This window comes from Rhodococcus sp. AD45-ID, assembly GCF_003023755.1.
Taxonomy (GTDB): domain Bacteria; phylum Actinomycetota; class Actinomycetes; order Mycobacteriales; family Mycobacteriaceae; genus Rhodococcus_F; species Rhodococcus_F globerula.
The window spans coordinates 1105411-1127862 of sequence record NZ_PYHL01000001.1 but is presented as its reverse complement, the minus strand read 5'-3'; the positions used below and the strand labels follow the sequence as shown (position 1 = coordinate 1127862).

Here is a 22452-nt window from a genome sequence, read left to right as displayed (position 1 = left end):
AGCGATGTCCGATATTCAGCGATGCCCGGCAGTGAGCGCTGCGTCGAACTGTGAGCGCACTTCCTCGATGTGAGAATCGAGGTCGTCGAGTTGCCATCCTGTAGTGGAGATGGGGTCGAGAACCGAAACGTAGACCGGGCCCGGATGGGCGACAAGGGAATTACGCCACATGCGTTCACCGGCATTGTGGATCACAACCGGCACGATGGGAACTCCCGCTTGCATGGCCAGGTGGAACGCGCCCTTCTTGAATGCCCCGAGTTTTGGTGTGGCGGAACGTGTTCCCTCGGGCGCGATGACTATCGAGACGCCGTTTTTCAGCTTGTCGACGGCCGGTTGCAATGCCGCCTTGGCCTTGGCGGTGTTGGACCGATCGATGTACGCGACGTCCAACAGGGCGCCGATCGGAATGAAGCGAGGATCGTTTGCCGCTTCCTTCTTCGCCACTCCGGTCACGTCGCGTTTGATGACGGTGCCCAGTACCAGCAGGTCCAGCGAGCTTTGATGATTGAACATGAAGACGGCTGGGCGGTGATCCCATATATTGTGCTCACCGTCGATGTCGACGTCGATGCCCAGTAGCGACAGGGAGATGTCGGGGCCGTAGGTGCCCACGAGGTTGGCTCCCAATTGCCGGTTGCCGGTGACCAAGCCGGCCGAGAAGCCCACCACAGCAGTGGCAGCCAATGCGCCCATCGCGGTGGCGGTGCGCACCGTCGAGAGGGGAGTTGCTCCGCGTTGTGGTTTACGCAGCGTGACGGAGGGCCAGCCCTTGCGCCTCGCGACACTCGCCAGGGTGCGATCCGGATTCAAGGCGACGGGGCGGCCGACGGATTCGAGCATCGGAACATCTTCGGCACCATTGGAATACGCAAAGGCATTCCGCAGATCGACGCCGCGCTTCTCGGCGTAGGCCGCGAGTGCGTCGGCCTTCGCGGGACCCCATAGTGCCGGCGCCGACAGGTCGCCGGTGAGCATGCCGTCGATCACTTCGATTTCCGTGCACAGCACGTCTTCGATGTCGAGATCCGCGGCAACCCCTCGGGCCTGGAACGGCGTGGCCGATGTGGCCATCACAACGGTGTGACCGGCCTTTCGATGCGCCGCGAGAATCTCGCGAGCGTCGGGGTAGATCATCGCGGCGATTTCCTGCCTGAACAGCCGCTCGCCCCAGTCGTTCAGTTCTTCCTCGGTGCGGCCGGTAAGCGCGCGGACTGCGATGTCCATGAGCGCGCCGACGTCGGCACCGCGAAACTGGGTGTCGATGGCGGCGCCGGTGGTCCGCAGCAGTTCGCCGAGGCTGATATCGAAGCGCCGCAGTCGATCACGGTAGACAACGCTGGCGGAGTACCCGCTGATGAGGGTGCCGTCCAGGTCGAACGCGGCAATGGTGTCGGGTCCGGCTGGGGCCGCTTTGATCGCGGCGTGCAGACGCTCGAGTCCGGTCACGGTCCTGCTTCCTCGTGAGGGGTGGGATTGGGAGTGGCTGCGGCGCCATAGGATCTGGTTGCCGCGTCGAGGCGGGAGTGGGCGAGTTCGCGGATCCGCCGCAACCGGTCGACCAGAACCCGCAGTTCCTCGGCGAAGGCAATCCGACGCGCGGTGACCTCGTCGTCCACGGCTTCCACGAGATTGCGATTGCGGGCCAAATTGAGTGCGGTGGCAAACAATTCGCCGGATACCGATTCGCTGCTGGCAATCTGCTGACGCAACCGACGTTCGTGGGCAACGTCGATGCAGTTGCGGGTGAACGACTTTTCGTCGAAGGACTTCGACACCGGTGCGAGGACCAACTGATCGGCGACCACCTGGTACGCCTCGAGGAACGGTTGCAGTACACGGTGGGCTAGGTAAGGGCGAACGCCCTCGATGATGTGCGCGGTGCGGTTCGGGTCGGCGGTGACCGAGCTCCAACTGGGGTCGATCAGGTCCAGTTCGGTACGCATCTCTTCTTCGAAGGTGTCCCGGTCGCTGAAGAAGAACTCGAACTTCATCAGGTCCCGAATGCGTTTGGCCTCGTTCCAGCCGTCGAGGATCGGGTCAGTGAACTGCTCGTCTACCGCCGCTTGTAGGACCAGTTCTGCGATTGCCCGGGCGACGAGGAAATGAATGGTGTTGTTGCGGTAGAACGCCGCAACAAGACCCTGATCCTTGCCCAGGTAGAAGACCTTTTCGCCGCCCTTGTCGAAATGCATCAGCACGCCCGACTCGACATGCGTCTGCAGTGCCTTGTCGATGACGTGCGGATCGTCGAGTTCCACATCGCCGGCGAGCGGTAGTTTGCGCGCCGTGATGTATTGGAACAGGGGCGTGAGGATGAGGGTGAGTTCAGTGACGGTGAGCGCGCGATCCTCGATTCCGAGGAAGGGGAGCATCGCGAGAGAGGACACCGTAATCGGCGTCACCTCGTTGATGCGGTGGCACACTTCGATCGCAGCCTTCTGAATGGCCAGGCGCTGGTCGGGTTCTTGCCGGAGTGCTTCGGCAAAGGAAAGTGGCCGCCCGATCGTGACGTGCGCGACGCCGTTCCTCTTGCCTTGCGCTCGAACGTATCCGAACATCCAGCGCAAGCCTTCGGGCTTCTTCTCAGCGCCGAGGGCTTCGGCGGCCATGGCACCGACTTCGTAGAGTTGGTCGTAGCTCAGCGCTACCGGCACCAGGTAGACGTCGGAGGCGCCGCTGACGTGAAAAGCCTTGGCCAGATACGTCATCAACCCGAAACGCGGCGGACGAAGTTTGCCGGTGCGTCCACGACCGCCTTCGATGTACCACTCGAGATTGAATCGTTTGGTGAGCAGGTACCGCATGTACTCGTGCATCGACCACTTGTAGACCTCGTCGTCGCCGATGCTACGACGGATGAAGACGGTGCCACTGCGCTTGAGGATGGACCCCATTGGCCAGAAACTGATGTTGAGTCCGCCCATCACGTGATTGAGCGGAAGGCCGTTGTTGATCAGTGCGGGGCGGAGCACCAGCGGATCGAGATACGAGCGGTGGCTGGGAAGGAAGACAAGTGAATGTTCCTTGTTGAGCTCCCGCAGTTCGTCGAATCGGCTGGTGTCGACATCGATCGTGTACGCGCGAGCGAAGTAGCGTCCCAAACGATCCCACACCGCGATTGCCTGGCGGCTCTGGGTGGCAACCATTTCCTCGAGTGCTTCGCGCGCACGCCGGTCCACTTCGGCAACGGCGATGCCGAGACGGTCGGAGAGGGCCATGGTCTCGGTGGTGAAGCGCCGGGTGTCGGTGATTTCGTCGACGACAAATCGCGACACCTTGTACTGCCCGCCGATCAATTCGAGTTCTGCTCGCTCGAGGGCGAGGGCAGCCTGACGGCGGATGAACTCGGGCAAAGATCCGCCGCCGCTTTCGTCGAGGCGGCGTGACAGGTCGCTGAGCGGGGCGGGCCGGCCCTCGATGACCTGGCACCGGTCGGGGTCGGTACGCAGTGTGCGGCGCTGCGCGCTCCGGCCGGGGTGCAACGGATCTCGCGGGGCGAGCGCATTGCGAACGCGCCCTGCTACGTTCTGTTCGGTTCGGTTGCTGGGTAGCCACACCACTCGCAACGGAGCGAGCATCGGGTCGTCGGTTCGGCGGGACAGTTCGCCGAGCGTGCGATCGGTGATCGCGACGGTAGTCGACGGCTGCGCTGTGCCGCGAGCTTTGTCGGCCAACCACTTTCGCAGCACGCCTGCTTCGGCCTCGGTCATCGGCTCGGTCAGGTATACATTCTGTCGGGTCACGTCTGCGGTCATGACTCACGCACCTTCCGCAGCGGTTCCGAGGGCCACGATCTCATCGAGGCTGTCTTGGATGCACTGCATGAGTAATGCAGGTTTGGTGACGGCTGCGGTGTCGATATTGATTCCGATGCAGCAGATTCCGACGTGCGAGACCAGCGTTGCCATCACGGCGCAGCCAGGGGCGGGACCGAACGGGAACATCCGCTCGATCTTCGCGCCGGCAAGATAGACCGGGACGGGAACGCCCGCAACGTTGCTCGCTTGCAGATCGAGTCCGGTGGACTGGGACAGGTACCAGCTCGCGAGGAGCTGATTTGGCAGGCGCGCGAGGACGGGCGCAGCCAAGTCGAGGGCGTCGAGCGCCGGCTCTTCGCGAAGGTTCAGAACGATTTCGCGGACCTGCCGGATTCGTTTGGCCGGGTCCGTCTCGGAGATCGGGCCGCTGAAGCGAACGGCGGCAAATCTGTTGCCGCCGGACGGATCCGAGCCGGTGCGCATGCTGACCGGCATCCCCATGGGAACACTGTCGACCGATTGACCGAACGCGTCGTGATAGCGACGGAATCCGCCGAGCAGAGCTGCGACGTACGCGTCGTTGAGTGAGCCGCCGGCCGCTTTTGCGCCCGCTTTCAGTTCGGGCACACCAACTTCCAAGGTTCCGAACCAGCGACCGAGACCGCGTTCACGTAGGAGTGGAGAACCGGAACTGGCGGGCGGAGTGACAATTCGGCGCAGCGAGTTGGCGTAGTCCAGGACCTCGGTGGTTGTGGTGATCGGTTGTGTGATCGCGGTGGCCGCGATGTTGGTGACGCCGCGCAGCAGTCGTGCCACTCGCGACGGCGCCCGACGGATCTCGCCGATAACTTCTTCGCCGAAAGCACCGATCGAGGACAGATGCTCTGCCGGCGGCGGGGTGCGATCGGGCTTGTCCGGCGTGGGATCGGCGCGCCTGCTGTGCAGGAGCGTCATCATCTGGATTCCGCCCATGCCGTCCGTGATGGAGTGGTGGGTTTTGACGACAAAAACCGCGCGGCCGTCGTCCAGTCCCTCGATGAGCAGTGCGCTCCACGGCGGGCGAGCCTTGTCGAACGGTTCGGTGGCGAGGTGGCGGCACATACGCAGTGCGTGATCGAAATCGGCAGGCGCGGGTAGACGGACGCGTCGCAAGTGGTACCCGATGTCGAATTCGGGATCTACCGACCAGACCGGGTTACCCAGGTTCAGGGTGGGTTCGACAGCGCGCATCCGGATGCGGGGTACGACGTGCGACGCCCATTCGACAGCCCCGCGAAGACGATCCCAATCGGGCGCCTGGTCGAGGACTTCTACCGCGACGATCGGCGAGCGCAATTGTGGTTGCGCTTCTTCCATCCGCCACATCCCGGTCTCGAAATCGGACATCGTCCGGTTCGCGCCCCACGCGACCGCAGAGAGGTCGACGTCGACCGCACTAGGAGGAACAAATGGATTGTTGTCGGCCATACTTCAAGAACTCCCTCGGTCTTCGGGTCCACCCCGTCGTTCTGTATCTAAGTGTGGACCCGAGACCGTCGGCGCGTCCCGGTTTCGGTGGCAGTGAACAGATGTGACGTTCGACTGGACCGGTCAAATCAGACAGTGGCGACGGCGCCCACTGCGTTGAGTGCGATTTCTCGATAGAAGACACTGACTTCGTGCGGTGTCTGCGGACCGTCCGGCCGGAACCAGAGCGCCACCGATTGGCACATACCCAGCATGGCGCGCCCGGTGCCGGCGATGTCGGTGACGGTGAACTCGCCCTGTTCGACACCGGCGCTCAGTACGTCGGCCAGAAGGTTCTCGAGATGCTTTCGCTTGGCCGCATAGGCTTTTCGCTCTGTGTCTTCGAGGTAGCGCAGTTCGGAATCGAGGAAAGCGATGTCCGTTCGGCTGGTCATGTGCAATACAACGGCCTCGACAAGGTTTCCGAATTGTCGGGTAGGGGAGGGTCCGGCAGCGTCGACCGCTTCGCGTGCCCGGACGGTGACCGCTTCGATGCCGGTCATCATCAAGGCGACAAGAATGCCCTGCTTGTTTTCGTGGTGGTAGTACAGCGTCGGAACGGTGACGCCGGCGCGTTTGGCGATATCGCGGACGGAGGCGCCGTGGTACCCGAATTCGTGGAAGGTGGCCAGGGCTGCTGTGAGGAGCGGCGTCAGTGTCAGTGGTTCGACGGTGCGCCACCCTTCGTCCTGGGGCAGTGCAGCGTCCTGGGGCGGTGCAGAAGGTTTTCTTGCCATTGTGCCTGTGAGCTCCGCTCGACAATCGTTTCTTAGTGTTCGCTAGAACGTCCGAGGATAGTCCACGCAGGGGTGGGATCACGGGCGCATTTCGGTTGGATAGTATTGGTATCTAGTGAGGGGGCGAGGAGCGCGATGAAGATTTCCGAACTGTCGGCCAGATCCGGCGTGGCACTGCCCACTGTGAAGTACTACCTGCGTGAGGGTCTGCTGATGGCGGGCGAACCCACCAGTGCGACCGGCGCACAGTACGGCGACGATCACATTCGTCGCCTCGGGCTGATCAGAGCGCTCTCCGGGGCGGGCCTCTCCATTCCGCGCATACGTGCGATTCTCGATCTCGTCTCGGCGACGGACCTCTCCGAATTCGAGCGGATCGGACGCGCCATCGCCCAGCTGCCACCCCACGTCGAAAACGATCCGGTGCACGAATTTCCGCGGGCGCAGAAGGTGCTGGAGTTTCTCGGGCAGGTGTACGACCCGCGGTACGTCGCCGTCGCTCATCTGGAACAAGCGCTGATCGGTCTCGAAGGAGCAGGTCTGACGTTGAGCGAGGAACGACTGCGGGCTTACGGAGAACACATTCGAGGAATTGCCGAAGTGGAAATCGATCTGATGCCGCTCGGTTCGACGGAAGAGGCAGTTCGGTACGCGGTCCTCGGGACCGCGATGTACGAACCGGTCCTGACAGCACTACGACGCTTGGCGCATCAAGACCTAGGATCCGCAAAGTTCACGTCACCTGCGGAGCACACGACAAACCGGATGAAGGAAAATTGATGAGCACCAGCCCTTTTCGTGATCTGAACCGACTGGAATCGCTCGGTGGCGGCCGTTTCCGCGCAACGATCGACCCGATCTGGACCATCGGACCCAAGGTTCACGGCGGGTCGATGATGGCAGTGTGCGCGGCGGCTGCGAGAGCGGCGTTGCGCGACGGCGCTTCCGACAACGACGGTGTGCGGGCGATGCAACCTATCGCCGTGAGCGCGAATTACCTTGCCGCACCCGATCCGGGTGACGTGGAATTGGCAGTGACAGTGCAGAAGCAGGGGCGCCAGGTGTCGCTGGTGGACGTCGAGTTGAGTCAGGCGGGAAGGGTTGCCGTCCGCGCCGCGGTCACACTCGGCATTCCCGACGGCGACGTGCCTGCCTTCGTGAGCACCTCGTCGATCGACGACATGCCTGCGGAACCGTCGGAGCACGCCGCCGCGGTAGAGGGTGATCATCCGATGGCGCAGATCGTGCATGTCGGTCAAGGTTGCGACATGCGGATCGACACGACGTCCGCGCACTTTCTCACCGGCGCTCAGGGGGAGCCGGAGGTGCGGATGTGGGTGCGCGCTCGGCCCGATGACGAAGCGGATGTCGACACCGCGGTGTTGTTCGCGATCATGGCGGGAGACATCAGCGCTCCGGTCACGATGAACCGTGGACTGTTCGGCTGGGCGCCGACCGTGCAGTTGACGACGTACCTGCGCAGGCTGCCTGCACCGGGCTGGCTGCGGGTTCGGGCGAGTTCGGATGTGTTGGGCAGCACGTGGTTCGAAGAGGATCACGACATTCTCGATTCCACCGGGGCCGTGGTGGTGCAGAGTAGGCAGTTGGCCATGATGCCCCGGTAATTCCCCTCGATGTCGTCGTGGCAGGCTTGACGGCATGACAAGAATTGCGATTATCGGTGGCGGCAAGATCGGCGAGGCGCTGATCTCCGGGTTGCTGCACGCAGGCCATGCGATCAAGGATCTGGTTGTTGCCGAGCAGTATCAGCCGCGCGTGGAGGAACTGATTGCCGAGTACTCCATCCGCGTCACCACGATCGAGGACGCGGCCGACGGTGCTGACGTTATCGTGATCGCCGTCAAGCCGAACGACGTCGAGGCAGCTCTGACAGCGCTGTCGAAGGTGGATCTCGACGGTGATCTCGAGCAGTTGATCGTCTCGCTCGCCGCCGGTATCCCCATCGGGTTCTACGAAACGCGGCTTCCTGCAGGGTTCCCGGTGATTCGGGTCATGCCGAATACACCGATGCTGGTCGGCGAAGGCGTCAGCGTTCTGGCGCCGGGCCGACACGTCAAGCCGGAGCACCTGGAATTGGTGCGCGGAATTCTGGGCAGCGTCGGCAAGGTCGTCACGGTGCCCGAATCGCAGATCGATGCTGTCACGGCCGTATCCGGTTCTGGTCCGGCATACATGTTCCTGGTGGCCGAAGCGATGATCGATGCCGGTGTCAGTCTCGGTCTCACTCGTGCAGTGGCGTCTGAATTGGTTGTTCAGACGATGGTCGGTTCGGCCGCGATGCTCGATCGCACCGGAGACAGCGCCGGCGATCTTCGGGCTGCCGTGACCTCGCCAGGTGGCACGACAGCCGCAGCGCTTCGCGAACTCGAGGCAGGCGGTCTTCGAACCGCGTTCTACAACGCTCTCGAGGCCGCTAAGACGCGTTCAGTCGCAATGGGTGCCGCTGTCGAATAGTCGCCCATTACGCCACACCCGTCGCTTTAACCCCACAAGTACAGCTAAGCTCGGGGTTAGTACGTACGTGTCTGTTCCGCCGGAGGGGAAGCCGGCGGCGCGAGTCGTACTGGAGGTATGTGGATTTATGGTGTCTGCAAACAAGCCGTCCATGGGTTCGTCCCACGACGGGAAGCCGGCCGTGGCCGGAACACAATTCCTCACGGTTGCCGAGGTGGCAACGTTGATGAGGGTGTCGAAGATGACTGTGTACCGTTTGGTACACAGCGGCGAATTGCCCGCTGTTCGAGTGGGACGTTCGTTCCGTGTACATGCGAAAGCGGTGCACGATTATCTCGAAACCTCGTACTTCGACGCAGGCTGACCAGCCGATTCGGAGAGGACGACCTCGGCGTAAGCCCTGTCGCGGGCACAGCAGAAGCTGTGCCGGAGGCTCGGTTTATGTCGAGTGAGTCCGCACCGGTACGATAATCAACTGTCGTACCAGCAAGCTGGTGTCGTAAGGCGCTGAGCTAGTTAAAACGAGGGCCAGGCGCCAGTTGCTTGGCGCAGGCGTACGTGACCGGCGTGCGCAGGAACGCTATAGAAGAACGTGAGGGACACCCGCTATGGGTTCAGTGATCAAGAAGCGTCGCAAGCGCATGTCCAAGAAGAAGCACCGCAAGTTGCTTCGTCGTACCCGAGTGCAGCGCAGGAAACTCGGTAAATAAGCAATACTGTGCACTAAGCGTCGATGCCCGCCACTTCTTCGGAAGCGGCGGGCATCGTTGTCTGTTCGGGGCCTGTTCGGGGGGTTATGGACACGCCGTCCCACTCCGTGGGAGATATGTCTTGAATGAGTGTGATGCGGGTAAACAGCGCGAGACCCCGACTGGCCGTATGGTGGGGGAAACTTGTCACAAAAGTGATTCGGGAACGATCGTTCGTCCTGGATAGGGGGGTACTTGGTGGTAGTTCGTGACACAGCAGCCGACGAAAAATCAGCAGGCGACACGAAATCGGACAATGTAGTTCCCCGCGTGGTTCTCGTGACCGGCACAAGCCGATTTCTGGGCGGTTACCTGGTAACCCGACTGGCGCAGAATCCGGCAATCGAGCGAGTGATCGCCGTTGACTCCGTGAGCCCGAGCAAAGACATGTTGCGCCGAATGGGCCGTGCCGAATTCGTGCGCGCCGATATCCGCAACCCCCTCATCGGCAAGGTCATCCGAGGCGCCGAAGTTGATACCGTCGTACACGCGTCGACCCTGCAGAAGGCCCCCAAATCAGGTTCACGCGCAGCGATGAAGGACATGAACGTCATCGGCGCAATGCAGTTGTTCGCCGTGTGCCAGAAGGCCCCTACCGTTCGCAAAGTCGTTCTCCGCTCCGCGTCGGTTGTGTACGGGTGCAGTGCCAAAGATCCCGCCCAGTTCACGGAAGAGATGAGTGCGCGTCGGCGCCCGCCCGGAGGCTACGCCAGGGACACCCTCGAAATCGAGGGGTATCTCCGAGGCATGGGACGTCGCCGGCCCGACATCGACGTGGCAATTCTGAGACTTGCTCCGCTGATCGGCCCCCAACTCACCGCAACGGTCGGGCACTACATCAGTGCACCGGTGGTTCCCACCATTGCCGGACGTAACGCACGTCTGCAGTTGCTGCACGCCGAGGACGCGCTTGCCGCGCTCGAATGCGCCACCGTTACCCCGGTGGCGGGAACGTACAACATCGCAGCAGACGGGGTTGTGATGATGTCGCAGGCCATCAGGCGAGCCGGACGCATCGAAGTTCCGATGCCGCTGGCGCTGTTCCGCAGCGTCGGCAACGCCTTGGTGGGTTCGTCCATGCGGTTGTACACCGACGAACAACTCGAGTACTTCCGGTTCGGGTGCGGTCTGGACACCACACGAATGCGCAGCGAGATGGGATTCGAGCCGAGGTGGACGACGATGCAGGCGCTCGACGACTTCGTCCGGGCCATGCAGACGCGGCGGATCATCGGGTCCGAGTGGATCGACCGGGCGGAGAAAACGTTGACCGCGATAGTCGGCGGCAACGGAGCCGTGGCGTCACCGAGCGCCGACGTGATGTCGATGACGACCCCGGACCGAGGTGTGGTGGAGCGATGAGTGACGTGGCAAAGGTAATTCCGTTGCGGCCGCACCCAGCCCGAAGCGAAGCAAGCTCACGTGAATCGGTAACCGGCGCACAACGATTGGTGCGAGAGCAGAGCGAGCGCCGGCATCCCTCGAGTGGGGCGTTGCCACCCAAGACTCCGAACGACGGGTCGTTTGTCGACACCGTCCGCTCGGGACTGGTCGATCAGATCGCGTCGACGGCGGAGTTCCTACGGCGCCGGATGGCCGGTGACTACGAGGTCGACGAGTTCGGGTTCGATCCGCACTTCGCGGACCACATCGTCATGCCGGTGCTGCGGCCACTGTTCGAGAAGTGGTTTCGTGTCGAGGTCAGCGGAATCGAGAACATCCCCCTTACCGGCGGCGCTCTGGTGGTCGCGAATCATGCCGGCGTGATTCCGATCGACGGGTTGATGACGTCCGTTGCCGTACACGATCACCATCCGGCGCACCGGCCACTGCGAATGTTGGCTGCGGACATGGCATTCGAGATGCCGCTGGTCGGCGGACTCGCGCGCAAAGCGGGGCACACACTGGCCTGCAACCCGGACGCCGAGCGACTTCTGCGTGAGGGTGAAGTGGCGGCGGTCTTCCCCGAAGGGTTCAAGGGAATCGGAAAACCGTTCAGTGAGCGCTACAAGTTGCAGAGGTTCGGGCGCGGCGGATTCGTTTCGGCCGCAATGCGTACCGGAGTTCCGATCATCCCGTGCTCGATAGTCGGCTCGGAAGAGATCTACCCGAAAATCGGCGACTTGACGACGCTGTCGCGGTTGTTGGGCCTTCCGTATTTCCCGGTCACTCCGTTGTTTCCGCATCTGGGACCGCTCGGGCTGGTTCCGCTGCCGTCGAAATGGCACATCGAATTCGGGACGCCGATCGTCACGGACACGTACGACGCAGGTGCAGAAGAGGATCCGATGGTTCTCTTCGAAGTGACCGACCACGTGCGCGAGACCATCCAGCAGACGCTCTACCGGCAGCTGGCCAAGCGCCGCAACATTTTCCTGGGCTGAAAGCTGGGCTGAACTGAAAGTCCGGATCGGATTCGATCCGGACTTTCGATTCCGTCAGGCGTTCTGTTCTTTCCGACGCGCAAGGATGACGGCGAGTGCACCACTGATCGCCCCGAGCACCAGCGCCGTGGGAACACCGATCTTGGCCGCTTTGCGCGCGGTGCGGAAATCACGCACTTCCCAGCCGCGGTTCTTTGCGAGTTCGCGAAGATCGGCGTCGGGATTGATCGCAACTGCGGTACCGACCAGGGACAGCATCGGGACGTCGTTGTGAGAGTCGGAGTACGCGGAGCACCGCTTGAGGTTGAGGCCCTCGCGAACCGCCAGCGTGCGGACGGCATGCGCCTTGCCCATTCCGTGCAGGATGTCACCGACAAGACGGCCGGTGAAGACGCCGTCCTCACTCTCCGCGACTGTGCCCAAGGCTCCGGTCAGACCCAACTTCTCGGCGATGACCTGCGCGAGTTCGACAGGGGTAGCCGTCACCAACCAGACCTGCTGGCCCGCGTCCAAGTGCATCTGAGCCAACGCACGGGTGCCAGGCCAGATCTTGTCCGCGATCACCTCGTCGTAGATTTCCTCACCGAGTCGGGCGAGTTCGGCCGTTGACCGGCCGGCGACAAACGAGAGAGCCTTCTCGCGGCCCTCGGCAACATCGTCACTGCTCTCGCGTCCGGTTACCCGGAATTTGACCTGTTTCCAGGCGAAATCCACCAGGTCCGACGTTTTCAGGTATTTCCGGGCGGCCAACCCACGTGCGAAGTGAATGATGGACGCACCTTGGACCATGGTGTTGTCGACGTCGAAGAATGCCGCAGCAGTGAGGTCTCGCGGCACCGCCGGTACAGCGTCGTCGGCCGTGGGCTCTTCCGCTTGGGCGGCCGCGGTGAGTGCCAGGGCCGCGTCCGCACTGGCCTCACCGGCGAGGTTGGCTCGAACTTCCGATTCGCTCGGTCCCAGCGGATTCTTGACCCGGCGACGGCCAGGGAGAATGACCCCGGCCAGCCCCGACCCGAATCCGGAACCGTTCGGTAGTGATCGCGCAGGCACCCGCACCTCCCGTGTTGCACCGTTGAGCAGAGAACTCTTGAAGTCAGCCTATCCTCCGCGGTGAGGCTCCAAGGCGTGGATGGCGATGAGTGTCCGTGTGTGTGACCTTCCTCTCGGGCGATTTGGTATCGGGGTGGGCACAAAAGGCACACTTGACCGACTGATAGATGAACATCGCGCCTGAGGAAGGGTCCTTACTCGATGACTGTGAACACCCATGAAGTGACCTTGTTGACCCGTGCGGGATGTGCTTCCTGTGTAGGCGCGGCGGAGGTGCTGGCGCGGGTCTGCAGCGAGTTCGAGCTTGAAGTGACGTGCATCGACGTGGACGAAGCCGCAGCAAGCGACCCGGAACTGAGGGCCGAGTACGGAGACCGGCTACCGGTCATTCTTCTCGATGGGCGCGAGCACGGTTACTGGGAAGTCGACGAAGAGAGACTTCGAGCCGATTTACGCAAGTAAGGCAATGCTAAATATGGGGAAATCTGCCGCTCTGCAGGTTAAAGGCACATCGAACCCGTTCCAAGCAACTTTGTGCATGGGTTCACAAGCGGTTACCGTGGTGTGAACATTCCCCCCGGAGCATCGTGGAGGTCGACAACTGTGTCGGTCGGACGAGGAGCCAACGACGTGACCGAACCGCACCAGACGCACGAGCCATCGGCTCAGAGCGTCACCGGCGCTGCGGGCCGTCCTGTCACCACTGCTGCTCCAGTCGCTGCTGAGGTCGATTCCGCAACTACGCAGGATCGCGTCATCCCCCAGGCTACGGTGACCCGGTTGGCGGCATACCTGCGGGTCCTCGGAGTCATGTCCGATCGCGGTACGTCCATCGTCTCCAGCGAAGAACTGGCGCAGGCATCAGGCGTCGGATCAGCGAAGTTGCGCAAGGATCTTTCGTTCCTCGGTCCCAACGGTGTTCGCGGCGTCGGGTACGACGTCACCAAACTTCGCATCCGCATCGAGCGTGCGCTCGGGCTGGACCGCGGACACAAGGTTGTTCTGGTGGGCGTCGGAAACCTCGGGAAAGCACTGGTCGGCTACGGCGGGTTCAGCCGTCGTGGATTCGAGATGGTCGGACTCTTCGACAGCGACGCCGCTCGCGTCGGAACCCAGGTGGGGGATCTGACCGTGCGGGACACCGCCGAACTCGAATTCGCGTGCCGCGAACTGAAGGCCACCATCGGCGTCATCTCCACTCCGGACGAGGCCGCGCAGGACGTATGCGATCAGTTCGTTCGCGCCGGCCTCCTCTGCATCATGAGTTTCTCGCCGATCGCTCTCGACGTTCCGGATCACGTGGAACTGCGACGGGTCGACTTGGCAGTCGAAATGCAGGTTCTCTCGTTCAACAGTGCACGCAACGCAGATCAGGCGTCAGCTGCACCAAGAGTGCGCGTCGCTCATGCGGCACCCGCTTCGTCCCGTCCCTCCACAAGTTCACCCGCTCCGGTCGGAGCAGGTTCGACAAGAAACGGATCAGTGATCGCGCCGTGAGTGTTTTGCTTGTCGGGGTTTCGCATAGAACTGCGCCCGTGCCGGTTCTCGAGCGAGTGGCGGTGACCGACACCGACCGTCCGAAGTTGATCGACAAGCTTCTGGCGTCGTCGCACATCACCGAGGCGATGATCGTCTCCACCTGCAACCGGGTAGAGGTATATGCAGTCGTGGACGCATTCCACGGCGCTCTCACCGAGGTCGGCGAGATCCTCTCCGACCATTCCGGTCTGGACCTGACGGCCCTGCATGCCCACGCCTACGTGCGGTACAGCGAAGCTGCCGTCGAGCATCTCTTTGCCGTCGCGAGCGGACTCGACTCGATGGTGATCGGCGAGCAGCAGATCCTCGGCCAGATTCGTACTGCCTACGCGTCGTCCGACGCGCAGCAGGCGGCAGGGCGGGTTGTGCACGAGCTTGCCCAGCAGGCACTGCGTGTCGGCAAGCGGGTGCACTCCGAAACCGGAATAGATTCTGCCGGAGCATCAGTGGTGTCGGTGGCGCTCGACCGCGCTGCCGGAATCCTCGGTGACGGTGGATTGGTCGGACGCACCGCAGTGGTTGTCGGCGCAGGTGCGATGGGCGGACTGTCGGTCGCGCACCTGACCCGCGCCGGAATCGATCGCATCATTGTGGTCAACCGCACCCGCGAGCGTGCCGAGCACTTGGCGGACACCGCTCGTTCCAACGGCGTCATCGCCGAAGCTGTTGATTTCGAGCAGCTTTCAGCGGTCATGGCGCAGGCGGACGTGTTGGTGACCTGTACCGGTGCGGTCGGAGCAGTAGTCACATTGGCCGACGCGCACCGCGCGCTCGCCGAACCCGATCGCAACCCGAACAAGCATCTTGTCATCTGCGACCTCGGTCTGCCCCGCGACATCGACCCTGCAGTATCGGGTCTGCCTGGCGTCACGGTCCTGGACATGGAAGCGCTGCAACGGGATCCGGCTGCCGGGGCCGCGGCATCCGACGCCGACGCTGCCCGCGCCATCGTTGCCGGTGAGTTGGCGATGTACCTGGCCGGTCAACGACTCGCCGAGGTCACACCCACGGTAACGGCTCTGCGGCAGCGCGCCGCAGATGTCGTCGAATCCGAACTGATGCGCCTCGATTCGCGGTTGCCCGATCTCGACGATCCGCAACGCGACGAAGTAGCACGCACCGTACGACGCGTCGTGGACAAACTGCTTCACGCACCTACCGTGCGCGTCAAGCAACTGGCGTCGGCGCCTGGCGGAGATTCATACGCGGCCGCGCTGCGTGAACTATTCGAACTCAGCCCGGCATTGCCCGCGGCAGTGGCCGCACCCACCGATCGGGTGGACGGCGATCGCGGTGGAAGGGACAAGCAGGTATGAGCACCACACCACTGCACTCCGAGGGCACCCTGCGGATCGGTACTCGCGGAAGCCTTCTCGCCACCACACAAGCCGGAACCGTGCGCGACGCACTCATTGCGGCCGGGCACCCGGCTGAACTGGTCATCATCAAGACCAAGGGCGATCAGTCCACCGATCCAGTGCAGAAGATCGGCGTCGGCGTGTTCACTGCGGAGCTTCGAGAAGCGTTGGCAGACAACCGCGTCGACGTTGCCGTGCATTCGTACAAGGACTTGCCCACTGCGCAGGACGAGCGTTTCGTGATCGCCGCGATCCCGCCTCGCGAAGATCCGCGTGATGCGCTGGTTGCCCGTGACGGCCTGGTGCTCGGTGAACTTCCGGCGGGATCCAAGGTCGGAACCTCTGCGCCACGACGAGTGTCACAGCTCGCGGCCCTCGGTCTCGGGCTCGACATCGTGCCGCTGCGCGGAAACCTGCAGCGCCGGCTCGGCAAGGTCGAATCCGGTGAACTCGATGCCGTGATCCTCGCTCGCGCCGGTCTGTCCCGCATCGGCCTCCTTGATCTCATCACCGAGAACATCGAGCCCGTTCAGATGCTTCCGGCGCCGGCGCAGGGTGCGCTGGCAGTCGAATGTCTCTCTGCCAATGAAGAATTGGTGGCGATACTCGCAGAGCTCGATCACGCGGACACACGTGCGGCGGTCATCGCCGAACGCGCCCTGCTGGCCGAACTCGAAGCGGGATGTACTGCCCCCGTAGGGGCACTCGCCGAAGTTGTCGAATCAATCGACGACAACGGCATAATTTTCGACGAACTGTCGATCCGCGGCTGCGCAGCCGCATTCGACGGTTCGGACGTCATCCGTACCGGTGCAGTCGGTGCACCGGACAACGCCGAGGAACTCGGCAGAGCGGTGGCCCGAGAGTTACTCGAACTCGGCGCCCGAGAGTTGATGAACGTGACCACAGGCGAGGCCGCCGATGTTTGACACAACCTATTGCACTTGCACCAAGTTCCCATTTCGATACAGCGCACTGGAGAATCACCGATGACCCGAGTCCGAAAGAACACTCCCGGACGGATCCTGTTCGTGGGATCGGGACCGGGCGACCCCGCCCTGCTCACCGTTCGCGCACGCGACGTCCTCACCGGCGCAGCCTTGGCATTCACCGATCCTGATGTGGACAAGGGCGTCGTCGCTCTCGTGGGCATCGACATGGGTCGCGACGAGGAAACCGGCGAACTGATCGCCGACGTGCGTCCCGCACTCGGGGAACCGGCCGAGGTCGCCAAAACTCTTGTGCACGAAGCCAAGAACGGCCACGACGTCGTCCGTCTCGTCTCGGGTGATCCGCTTACCACGGATTCCGTGATCGCCGAGGTCACCGCGGTGGCACGCACCCAGGTTCAGTTCGAGGTCCTGCCAGGACTGCCCTCCGGCTCAGCGGTTCCCAGCTATGCCGGCATGGCACTGGGATCGGGACACACCGAAGCCGACGTGCGCGGCGAGGTCGACTGGGCCGCACTGGCCGCAGCACCGGGACCGCTGGTCCTGCACGCAACCTCCGGACACCTCGCCGAGACCGCCAGCGCGCTGGTCGAGAACGGCATGGCTCCGCAGACCCCCGCAGCGATCACCGTGCGCGGCACCACCCGGCAGCAGCGCACCGTCGAAGCAACGTTGGCGACGCTCAACGAGGCCGGCTCCGAACTGGTCGGCTCCTTGGTCATCACGGTCGGCAAGGTTGTCGCCCAACGCAACAAGATGTCCTGGTGGGAATCACGCGCACTGTACGGCTGGACCGTCCTCGTGCCGCGCACCAAGGATCAGGCCGGCGAGATGAGTGACCGTCTGGTCACCCACGGCGCCATCCCGATCGAGGTTCCGACCATTGCCGTCGAACCGCCGCGCAGCCCCGCTCAGATGGAACGCTCCGTCAAGGGACTCGTCGACGGTCGTTACCAGTGGGTCGTCTTCACTTCCACCAATGCTGTTCGCGCAGTGTGGGAGAAGTTCGAAGAGTTCGGCCTCGATGCCCGCGCGTTCTCCGGCGTGAAGATCGCCTGCATCGGCGAAGCCACCGCAGCCAAGGTCCGCTCGTTCGGTATCAACCCCGAACTGGTGCCGAAGGGTGATCAGTCCAGTGAAGGGCTGCTGGCCGAATTCGCGCCGTACGACGACGTTTTCGACCCGGTCAACCGAGTTCTGTTGCCCCGCGCCGACATCGCAACCGAAACCCTCGCCGAAGGCCTGCGCGAACGTGGCTGGGAAATCGACGACGTCACCGCGTACCGCACTGTGCGCGCCGCACCGCCTGCCGCCGAGACCCGCGAGATGATCAAGACCGGCGGATTCGACGCCGTGTGCTTCACCTCGTCCTCGACGGTGCGCAACCTTGTCGGTATCGCCGGCAAGCCGCACGCTCGCACTCTGGTTGCGTGCATCGGCCCGAAGACCGCCGAAACTGCCATCGAGTTCGGACTGCGCGTCGACGTGCAGCCCGAAACCTCGCAGGTAGGGCCGCTGGTCGAGGCACTGGCCGAGCACGCCGCTCGCCTGCGCGCCGAGGGTGCATTGCCGCCTCCGCGCAAGAAGTCACGTAGGCGCTAAAGCGCCTGTGCGCCTTTCTGGTAGTGCCCACTACCGGAAAGGCGCACAGCAACGTCCGACGAAGGAGAACCCGTCTCGTGTTTCCCACCCATCGTCCGCGCCGACTCCGGCGAACCCCTGCGCTTCGGCGACTGGTAGCGGAGACGACCCTCGAACCGCGGCACCTCGTGCTGCCGATGTTCGTTGCGGACGGTATCGCCGCCCCGCGTGAGATCTCCTCCATGCCTGGCGTGTACCAGCACACTCTCGACTCGTTGCGAGCAGCGGCTACCGAGGCGGTGAGCGCCGGCGTCGGCGGTCTGATGCTGTTCGGTGTGCCCAAGCCCGAGGACAAGGACGCACAGGGATCGGGCGCTATCGACCCCGACGGAATTCTCAACGTCGGATTGCGGGCTCTCGCAGACGAACTCGGTGATTCGACGGTCATCATGGCTGACACGTGTCTCGACGAGTTCACCGATCACGGGCACTGCGGAGTGCTGACACCGGCCGGCGCCGTCGACAACGACGCGACCTTGATTCGATACGTCGAGATGGCGTTGGCCCAAGCAGATTCGGGTGCTCATCTCCTCGGACCGAGCGGAATGATGGACGGGCAGGTCGGGGCGATTCGCGGCGCACTCGACGCGGCGGGGTACACCGAGGTCGGTCAGTTGGCGTACGCAGCGAAATACGCGTCGGCGTTCTACGGGCCGTTCCGCGAAGCAGTCGGATCCTCGCTGCAGGGTGACCGTCGTACCTATCAGCAGGACGCGGCCAACCGTCGTGAGTCGTTGCGCGAAGTTGATCTCGACATTGCCGAGGGCGCGGACATGGTGATGGTGAAGCCCGCCATGTCGTATCTCGACATCCTGCGCGAGACTGCGGACCGTTCACCGGTGCCGGTGGCTGCGTATCAGATCTCGGGGGAGTACTCGATGATCACAGCGGCTGCGCAAAACGGCTGGATCGATCGCGACGCCGCAGTTCTCGAATCGCTGACCAGCATCCGACGTGCCGGTGCCGACGTCGTTCTCACGTACTGGGCGTCCGAGGTCGCCGGTTGGTTGTGAGCTCGGACCAAGCCGGATGATCATGAAGTGCCGGACAGATAGGCTGTCATCATGACCGAGCCGTGGCAGCCTCCTCGCCAGGAACCGCCGTACGACAACCAACCGTCGTACGACAATCAGCAATATCAGAACCAGCAGTTCCAGAATCAGTTCCATCCGCTGGGCCCGATGCCGACCAATCCGTCGTCGCATCCTTCGGGCACGCAGAAGTCCGAGCCGCCGACGGACGTGGTGACGGCGATTCAGCTGTGGTGGGCAGTGGCTGTGCTCGGTGTGGTGCAGGGCGGCGCGATGATCGCGATGATGCTCGGTCAGAAGTCGTCGTTCATCGACGAGATGATGAGCAATCCCGCCGCCGCCGACGCGGGTCTCACCCGCTCGGACATCGAGAGTGTTTTCCCGATGGCTGTGGTGGTGTCGGTGATCATGATTTTGGTGTTCACCGCGCTTTTCCTGCTGGTCGTGCGATCGATGAGCCGCGGCAAGAACTGGGCACGCATGCTGTTGACCTTTGGTGGGGTCTTCATGGTCGTCTCTGCGATTCCGGTGATTCTCGGTCTCGGTGGGGGCGGTGACGGTGCCACCCTGCTGTTCGGCGGCGCGCAGATCCTGCAAGCTGTCGCGGCCGTCGGTGCGATCGTGATGATGCATCGCAAGGAGTCGAATCCGTACTTTCTGAGGTTCCCCCCACAGTCCCGGTGAGGCGCCATGCGGGGTAGTGTGAATCAGGTCACGACGGTAGTTGGGAGAGGCAAGCGCAGTGCATTCTCGAGACGCTTTGAACGCCGAGGGCACACATGACGCCCCACGACCGCGACGCAGCTCGCGAACCGAAATGATCGTATTTCTGCTGTTGGGTATATCCGTGATCGCCACTGCACTCCTGGTTGTCGTGCCAGGAGTCGTGAGTGGCTAGCGCGGACTCGGCACCTGTGACGACGTCGAAGAAAGTCCGGCCCCCCACCGCTGTCAACGCTGCCTTCTGGTTGTGGATAGCAAGTGCATTCCTCCTGATCCTGTTCGGCTTGATCAACCTCTCCAGCGCGTCGTACGAGCTCCGGGAGCAGTTCGCTGATCAGGGCGTACCGACGGACAACATCGATACGTATGTCACGTTCGTTCGCGTGTCCGGCGTGGCGTTGCTGGTCAGCGGCTTGGTTGTCGGCGGCTTGGCCGGCCCGACGCGGCTCGGCCGGAGGTTGTGTCGACGGATACTCGTCATCTATTCGGGAGTCTTTGTGTGGCTCCAGCTGGCACTGGTGATTACCGGTATCAGCACCGCTCTGGCGTTGGTTGTTCCGGTGATGCTGATCAGCGCGGGGGTGTCGATTTATCGGGGCTCGACGCGCAGCTGGTTTGCTCATGGCTGACAACGCGTCCGAGGTTCTGTTCTACGAGCCTGGTTCGCGGATGTCGGCTGTTGCCCTCGGTCCGGCGTTCTGCCTGGTGGCTCTGGTGATCGAATTGTTCACCGGGCCGGTGGTGCACTGGTTCGGATTGGCAATGTTCGCGGTGATTCTGACGGGCTTGGTCTACGTGCAGGTCACCGCCGCGCGCCGGCATGTGAGCGTCGAGTTGACCGACGCGATGCTTCGTCAGGGCACCGAGGAGGTTCCGGTCGACGAAATCGCCGAGGTGTTTCCCGAATCGGACGACTCCGCCTACGAAGACGAAATGGAGCCGTGGGAAACCGCCCGAGCGCTCGGCGAACTGTCCGGAGTGCCACGTCGTCGTCACAGCATCGGCTTGCGGCTGACGACGGGTGGTCTGGTCCGGGCCTGGGCGAAGGACGACATCGCGTTGCGTGAGGCGTTGAATCAGGTAATGGCGCGCCGCGGCGAAGCGGAAAGTGCGCGAGATTCCGAGAGGGTGTCCGATGACTAGAAAAGTCGATGCCAAGACCTTGGTTGGTGTTCTCGGTATGGTCGCGGCGCTGACGCTGGCGCTCGTGTGCTGGCGATCAGGGCTGACCACGTCGACCTTCGGTCCGATTATCGAGGGCGCACCGTCGTTCGAGGGCACCCACTACGACGGACTGTGGATCTCCGGTGCCGGTCTGGCTCTCTTGCTGGCCGGGCTCATGGCGATCGATGTGACGCGTCGGCTCCGTATGGCCTACGTCGCATCCGACTAAGCACTATACGGGTAGGGGGTATAGTGGCCTTATGAGTGGTTACAGCCCCGAGCAGGACGATCTGCTCAAACGTCTTCGCCGCATCGAAGGTCAGGTCGCGGGTATCTCGCGCATGGTTGCCGACGATCGGTACTGCATCGACGTCCTGACGCAGGTTTCGGCCGCAACCAGCGCGTTGCAGTCCGTGTCCCTGAAGCTTCTCGACGCGCATCTTGCCGGCTGTGTTGTCGAAGCCGCCAAGCAGGGCGGTCCGGAAGCCGACGCCAAGATCAAGGAAGCTCAGGCAGCGATCGCTCGCCTCGTTCGTTCCTGAGTAGCTGTTCGGTTCACTCCGTGATGGCCCGCGCGAGCGCGCGGGCGGAGAAGTTCACGAAATGCTCGGGTGTGATTTCTTTGGCGACGTTGATGACGATGGTGTCCGACAGGCCTTTGAGTCCGGAGAGCACAAGATGGATGAGCGCGGGGTCTTCGATCAACCGGCTGCCTTCGGCTGCAGCAGATTCGGTGAGCGCTCGAATCAATGCCGAGTTGAAGACCGCAACTGATGCGTGAAGTTCCCGCATACTGTCGCGGTCGGATCCGGCCATTCCCTCGATGTCGCGCCACGTGGTGGTGAGTCTGCCGACTCGCGCCCAATGCCGCGCAAATTCGGGAATCATGGACTCGAGTAGCGGCGTCAGTCCTTGCTCGCGGGGGAGCGAGCTCACAAAGTCCGCCATTTCCAGTTGGCTCTCGCTGAGCAGGGCGGCGAAGATGTCCTGCTTGTCGACGAAGTACTGGTAGATCAGGCCGGTGCTGGTTCCCGATCGTTTTGCCACCGCGCGAATAGTGAGCGCGGAGTAGCCGCCTTCGTCGAGGAGTGCGATCGCCGCGTCCAAGGTACGGCGTCGGCGCGCTTCGGCGTCGCCGTAGATCGAGTTAGTGCTGGTACTGCTCATTTGATCACCGTAGTCGGGACAGGCCGCAACCTCAATTGCAAATGAACGTCGTTCATTCTTGACCAAAGGGTTTGCTGTTCAGTGATACCAATCACAGAAAGAACATTGTTCGAAATAGAATGAACATCGTTCATTCTGGTGCTACGCTATGGCGCAGACCACATCGAGACCAGTGCGTAGCGCTGGACACTCTGCGGTCGGCCTGACGTTTCTTCCC

24 protein-coding genes are annotated in these 22452 nt (G+C 62.8%); 18 read left to right on the top strand and 6 right to left on the bottom strand.

The genetic code is table 11. From position 1 onward, the window contains the following. Positions 1 to 15: 15 nt before the first annotated feature. The 4 genes from C7T36_RS05100 to C7T36_RS05085 form a co-directional block, all read right to left on the bottom strand. Positions 16 to 1449, bottom strand: a complete 1434-nt coding sequence (locus tag C7T36_RS05100; protein WP_045063869.1) for an HAD-IB family hydrolase — start codon at positions 1447 to 1449, stop codon at positions 16 to 18. Further along, complete coding sequence (locus C7T36_RS05095) at positions 1446 to 3758, bottom strand: glycerol-3-phosphate 1-O-acyltransferase (RefSeq protein WP_045063867.1); 2313 nt, start codon at positions 3756 to 3758, stop codon at positions 1446 to 1448. The genes C7T36_RS05100 and C7T36_RS05095 overlap by 4 nt, the downstream gene beginning before the upstream one ends. A 3-nt stretch (positions 3759 to 3761) precedes the next feature. Continuing rightward, entirely contained in the window at positions 3762 to 5228 is a 1467-nt protein-coding gene (locus C7T36_RS05090; protein WP_045063864.1) for a wax ester/triacylglycerol synthase domain-containing protein, read from the bottom strand. 128 nt (positions 5229 to 5356) lie between these two features. Beyond that, a complete protein-coding gene (locus tag C7T36_RS05085; RefSeq protein WP_045063862.1) occupies positions 5357 to 6004 on the bottom strand; it encodes a TetR/AcrR family transcriptional regulator in 648 nt (215 codons plus the stop codon). A 135-nt stretch (positions 6005 to 6139) separates the two neighbouring features. On the opposite strand from C7T36_RS05085, the gene C7T36_RS05080 reads away from it, so the two are divergent. The 7 genes from C7T36_RS05080 to C7T36_RS05050 all read left to right on the top strand — a co-directional run bounded on the left by C7T36_RS05080 (position 6140) and on the right by C7T36_RS05050 (position 11612). Beyond that, the gene (locus C7T36_RS05080) at positions 6140 to 6784 is read left to right on the top strand and encodes a MerR family transcriptional regulator (RefSeq protein ID WP_045063860.1); all 645 of its coding nucleotides are present in this window, start codon (positions 6140 to 6142) and stop codon (positions 6782 to 6784) included. After that, on the top strand, positions 6784 to 7629 hold the full coding sequence (locus C7T36_RS05075; protein ID WP_045063858.1) for a thioesterase family protein: 846 nt from the start codon (positions 6784 to 6786) through the stop codon (positions 7627 to 7629). The genes C7T36_RS05080 and C7T36_RS05075 overlap by 1 nt, the downstream gene beginning before the upstream one ends. Positions 7630 to 7663: 34 nt before the next feature. Continuing rightward, positions 7664 to 8479, top strand: coding sequence for a pyrroline-5-carboxylate reductase (proC, locus tag C7T36_RS05070; protein WP_033235495.1), 816 nt, complete (start codon positions 7664 to 7666; stop codon positions 8477 to 8479). 127 nt (positions 8480 to 8606) lie between these two features. After that, on the top strand, positions 8607 to 8843 hold the full coding sequence (locus C7T36_RS05065; protein ID WP_003941845.1) for a helix-turn-helix domain-containing protein: 237 nt from the start codon (positions 8607 to 8609) through the stop codon (positions 8841 to 8843). A gap of 244 nt (positions 8844 to 9087) precedes the next feature. Further along, the gene (locus C7T36_RS05060) at positions 9088 to 9189 is read left to right on the top strand and encodes a 30S ribosomal protein bS22 (protein WP_003402602.1); all 102 of its coding nucleotides are present in this window, start codon (positions 9088 to 9090) and stop codon (positions 9187 to 9189) included. 309 nt (positions 9190 to 9498) lie between these two features. Beyond that, positions 9499 to 10590, top strand: a complete 1092-nt coding sequence (locus tag C7T36_RS05055) for an NAD-dependent epimerase/dehydratase family protein (RefSeq protein WP_045066581.1) — start codon at positions 9499 to 9501, stop codon at positions 10588 to 10590. After that, positions 10587 to 11612: a lysophospholipid acyltransferase family protein gene (locus C7T36_RS05050; protein WP_045063850.1), complete on the top strand. Its 1026-nt coding sequence runs from the start codon at positions 10587 to 10589 to the stop codon at positions 11610 to 11612. Before C7T36_RS05055 ends, C7T36_RS05050 begins: the two co-directional genes overlap by 4 nt. Positions 11613 to 11666: 54 nt before the next feature. Here C7T36_RS05050 and C7T36_RS05045 read toward each other — a convergent pair whose 3' ends face one another. Then, the gene (locus C7T36_RS05045; RefSeq protein ID WP_033235493.1) at positions 11667 to 12662 is read right to left on the bottom strand and encodes an HAD family phosphatase; all 996 of its coding nucleotides are present in this window, start codon (positions 12660 to 12662) and stop codon (positions 11667 to 11669) included. A gap of 201 nt (positions 12663 to 12863) precedes the next feature. Between C7T36_RS05045 and C7T36_RS05040 the strand changes: the two genes are divergently transcribed. The 11 genes from C7T36_RS05040 to C7T36_RS04990 all read left to right on the top strand — a co-directional run bounded on the left by C7T36_RS05040 (position 12864) and on the right by C7T36_RS04990 (position 21610). Then, the gene (locus C7T36_RS05040; RefSeq protein ID WP_033235492.1) at positions 12864 to 13124 is read left to right on the top strand and encodes a glutaredoxin family protein; all 261 of its coding nucleotides are present in this window, start codon (positions 12864 to 12866) and stop codon (positions 13122 to 13124) included. A gap of 141 nt (positions 13125 to 13265) precedes the next feature. After that, entirely contained in the window at positions 13266 to 14159 is an 894-nt protein-coding gene (locus tag C7T36_RS05035) for a redox-sensing transcriptional repressor Rex (protein WP_033235491.1), read from the top strand. Then, positions 14156 to 15517 (top strand): glutamyl-tRNA reductase, encoded by a 1362-nt coding sequence (locus C7T36_RS05030; protein WP_033235490.1) that lies wholly within the window; start codon positions 14156 to 14158, stop codon positions 15515 to 15517. The genes C7T36_RS05035 and C7T36_RS05030 overlap by 4 nt, the downstream gene beginning before the upstream one ends. Further along, entirely contained in the window at positions 15514 to 16488 is a 975-nt protein-coding gene (gene hemC, locus C7T36_RS05025; protein WP_045063847.1) for a hydroxymethylbilane synthase, read from the top strand. Before C7T36_RS05030 ends, hemC begins: the two co-directional genes overlap by 4 nt. A gap of 60 nt (positions 16489 to 16548) precedes the next feature. Then, a complete protein-coding gene (locus tag C7T36_RS05020) occupies positions 16549 to 18111 on the top strand; it encodes a bifunctional uroporphyrinogen-III C-methyltransferase/uroporphyrinogen-III synthase (protein ID WP_033235488.1) in 1563 nt (520 codons plus the stop codon). A 77-nt stretch (positions 18112 to 18188) separates the two neighbouring features. Then, complete coding sequence (gene hemB / locus C7T36_RS05015) at positions 18189 to 19163, top strand: porphobilinogen synthase (protein WP_033235487.1); 975 nt, start codon at positions 18189 to 18191, stop codon at positions 19161 to 19163. A 51-nt stretch (positions 19164 to 19214) separates the two neighbouring features. After that, the gene (locus tag C7T36_RS05010; protein WP_033235486.1) at positions 19215 to 19865 is read left to right on the top strand and encodes a hypothetical protein; all 651 of its coding nucleotides are present in this window, start codon (positions 19215 to 19217) and stop codon (positions 19863 to 19865) included. Between the two features lie 206 nt (positions 19866 to 20071). Then, the gene (locus C7T36_RS05005) at positions 20072 to 20533 is read left to right on the top strand and encodes a hypothetical protein (RefSeq protein WP_239654589.1); all 462 of its coding nucleotides are present in this window, start codon (positions 20072 to 20074) and stop codon (positions 20531 to 20533) included. Beyond that, the gene (locus C7T36_RS05000) at positions 20526 to 21047 is read left to right on the top strand and encodes a hypothetical protein (RefSeq protein WP_045063842.1); all 522 of its coding nucleotides are present in this window, start codon (positions 20526 to 20528) and stop codon (positions 21045 to 21047) included. The genes C7T36_RS05005 and C7T36_RS05000 overlap by 8 nt, the downstream gene beginning before the upstream one ends. Further along, positions 21040 to 21297, top strand: a complete 258-nt coding sequence (locus tag C7T36_RS04995; RefSeq protein WP_033235484.1) for a hypothetical protein — start codon at positions 21040 to 21042, stop codon at positions 21295 to 21297. Before C7T36_RS05000 ends, C7T36_RS04995 begins: the two co-directional genes overlap by 8 nt. Positions 21298 to 21328: 31 nt before the next feature. Further along, the gene (locus tag C7T36_RS04990; RefSeq protein WP_033235483.1) at positions 21329 to 21610 is read left to right on the top strand and encodes a metal-sensitive transcriptional regulator; all 282 of its coding nucleotides are present in this window, start codon (positions 21329 to 21331) and stop codon (positions 21608 to 21610) included. Positions 21611 to 21623: 13 nt separating this feature from the next. On the opposite strand, the gene C7T36_RS04985 is transcribed toward C7T36_RS04990, so the two are convergent. Further along, the gene (locus tag C7T36_RS04985; protein WP_033235777.1) at positions 21624 to 22235 is read right to left on the bottom strand and encodes a TetR/AcrR family transcriptional regulator; all 612 of its coding nucleotides are present in this window, start codon (positions 22233 to 22235) and stop codon (positions 21624 to 21626) included. Positions 22236 to 22452: the final 217 nt, after the last annotated feature.

Coding starts and splice junctions, on each gene's coding strand:
- C7T36_RS04985 (WP_033235777.1), bottom strand. CDS start 22,235: ATGAGCAGTACCAGCACTAACTCGATCTACGGCGACGCCGAAGCGCGC.
- C7T36_RS05060 (WP_003402602.1), top strand. CDS start 9,088: ATGGGTTCAGTGATCAAGAAGCGTCGCAAGCGCATGTCCAAGAAGAAG.
- C7T36_RS05085 (WP_045063862.1), bottom strand. CDS start 6,004: ATGGCAAGAAAACCTTCTGCACCGCCCCAGGACGCTGCACTGCCCCAG.
- C7T36_RS05010 (WP_033235486.1), top strand. CDS start 19,215: ATGACCGAGCCGTGGCAGCCTCCTCGCCAGGAACCGCCGTACGACAAC.
- C7T36_RS05075 (WP_045063858.1), top strand. CDS start 6,784: ATGAGCACCAGCCCTTTTCGTGATCTGAACCGACTGGAATCGCTCGGT.
- C7T36_RS04995 (WP_033235484.1), top strand. CDS start 21,040: ATGACTAGAAAAGTCGATGCCAAGACCTTGGTTGGTGTTCTCGGTATG.
- C7T36_RS05095 (WP_045063867.1), bottom strand. CDS start 3,758: ATGACCGCAGACGTGACCCGACAGAATGTATACCTGACCGAGCCGATG.
- C7T36_RS05040 (WP_033235492.1), top strand. CDS start 12,864: ATGACTGTGAACACCCATGAAGTGACCTTGTTGACCCGTGCGGGATGT.
- hemC (WP_045063847.1), top strand. CDS start 15,514: ATGAGCACCACACCACTGCACTCCGAGGGCACCCTGCGGATCGGTACT.
- C7T36_RS05090 (WP_045063864.1), bottom strand. CDS start 5,228: ATGGCCGACAACAATCCATTTGTTCCTCCTAGTGCGGTCGACGTCGAC.
- C7T36_RS04990 (WP_033235483.1), top strand. CDS start 21,329: ATGAGTGGTTACAGCCCCGAGCAGGACGATCTGCTCAAACGTCTTCGC.
- C7T36_RS05080 (WP_045063860.1), top strand. CDS start 6,140: ATGAAGATTTCCGAACTGTCGGCCAGATCCGGCGTGGCACTGCCCACT.
- C7T36_RS05050 (WP_045063850.1), top strand. CDS start 10,587: ATGAGTGACGTGGCAAAGGTAATTCCGTTGCGGCCGCACCCAGCCCGA.
- proC (WP_033235495.1), top strand. CDS start 7,664: ATGACAAGAATTGCGATTATCGGTGGCGGCAAGATCGGCGAGGCGCTG.
- C7T36_RS05020 (WP_033235488.1), top strand. CDS start 16,549: ATGACCCGAGTCCGAAAGAACACTCCCGGACGGATCCTGTTCGTGGGA.
- C7T36_RS05000 (WP_045063842.1), top strand. CDS start 20,526: ATGGCTGACAACGCGTCCGAGGTTCTGTTCTACGAGCCTGGTTCGCGG.
- C7T36_RS05065 (WP_003941845.1), top strand. CDS start 8,607: ATGGTGTCTGCAAACAAGCCGTCCATGGGTTCGTCCCACGACGGGAAG.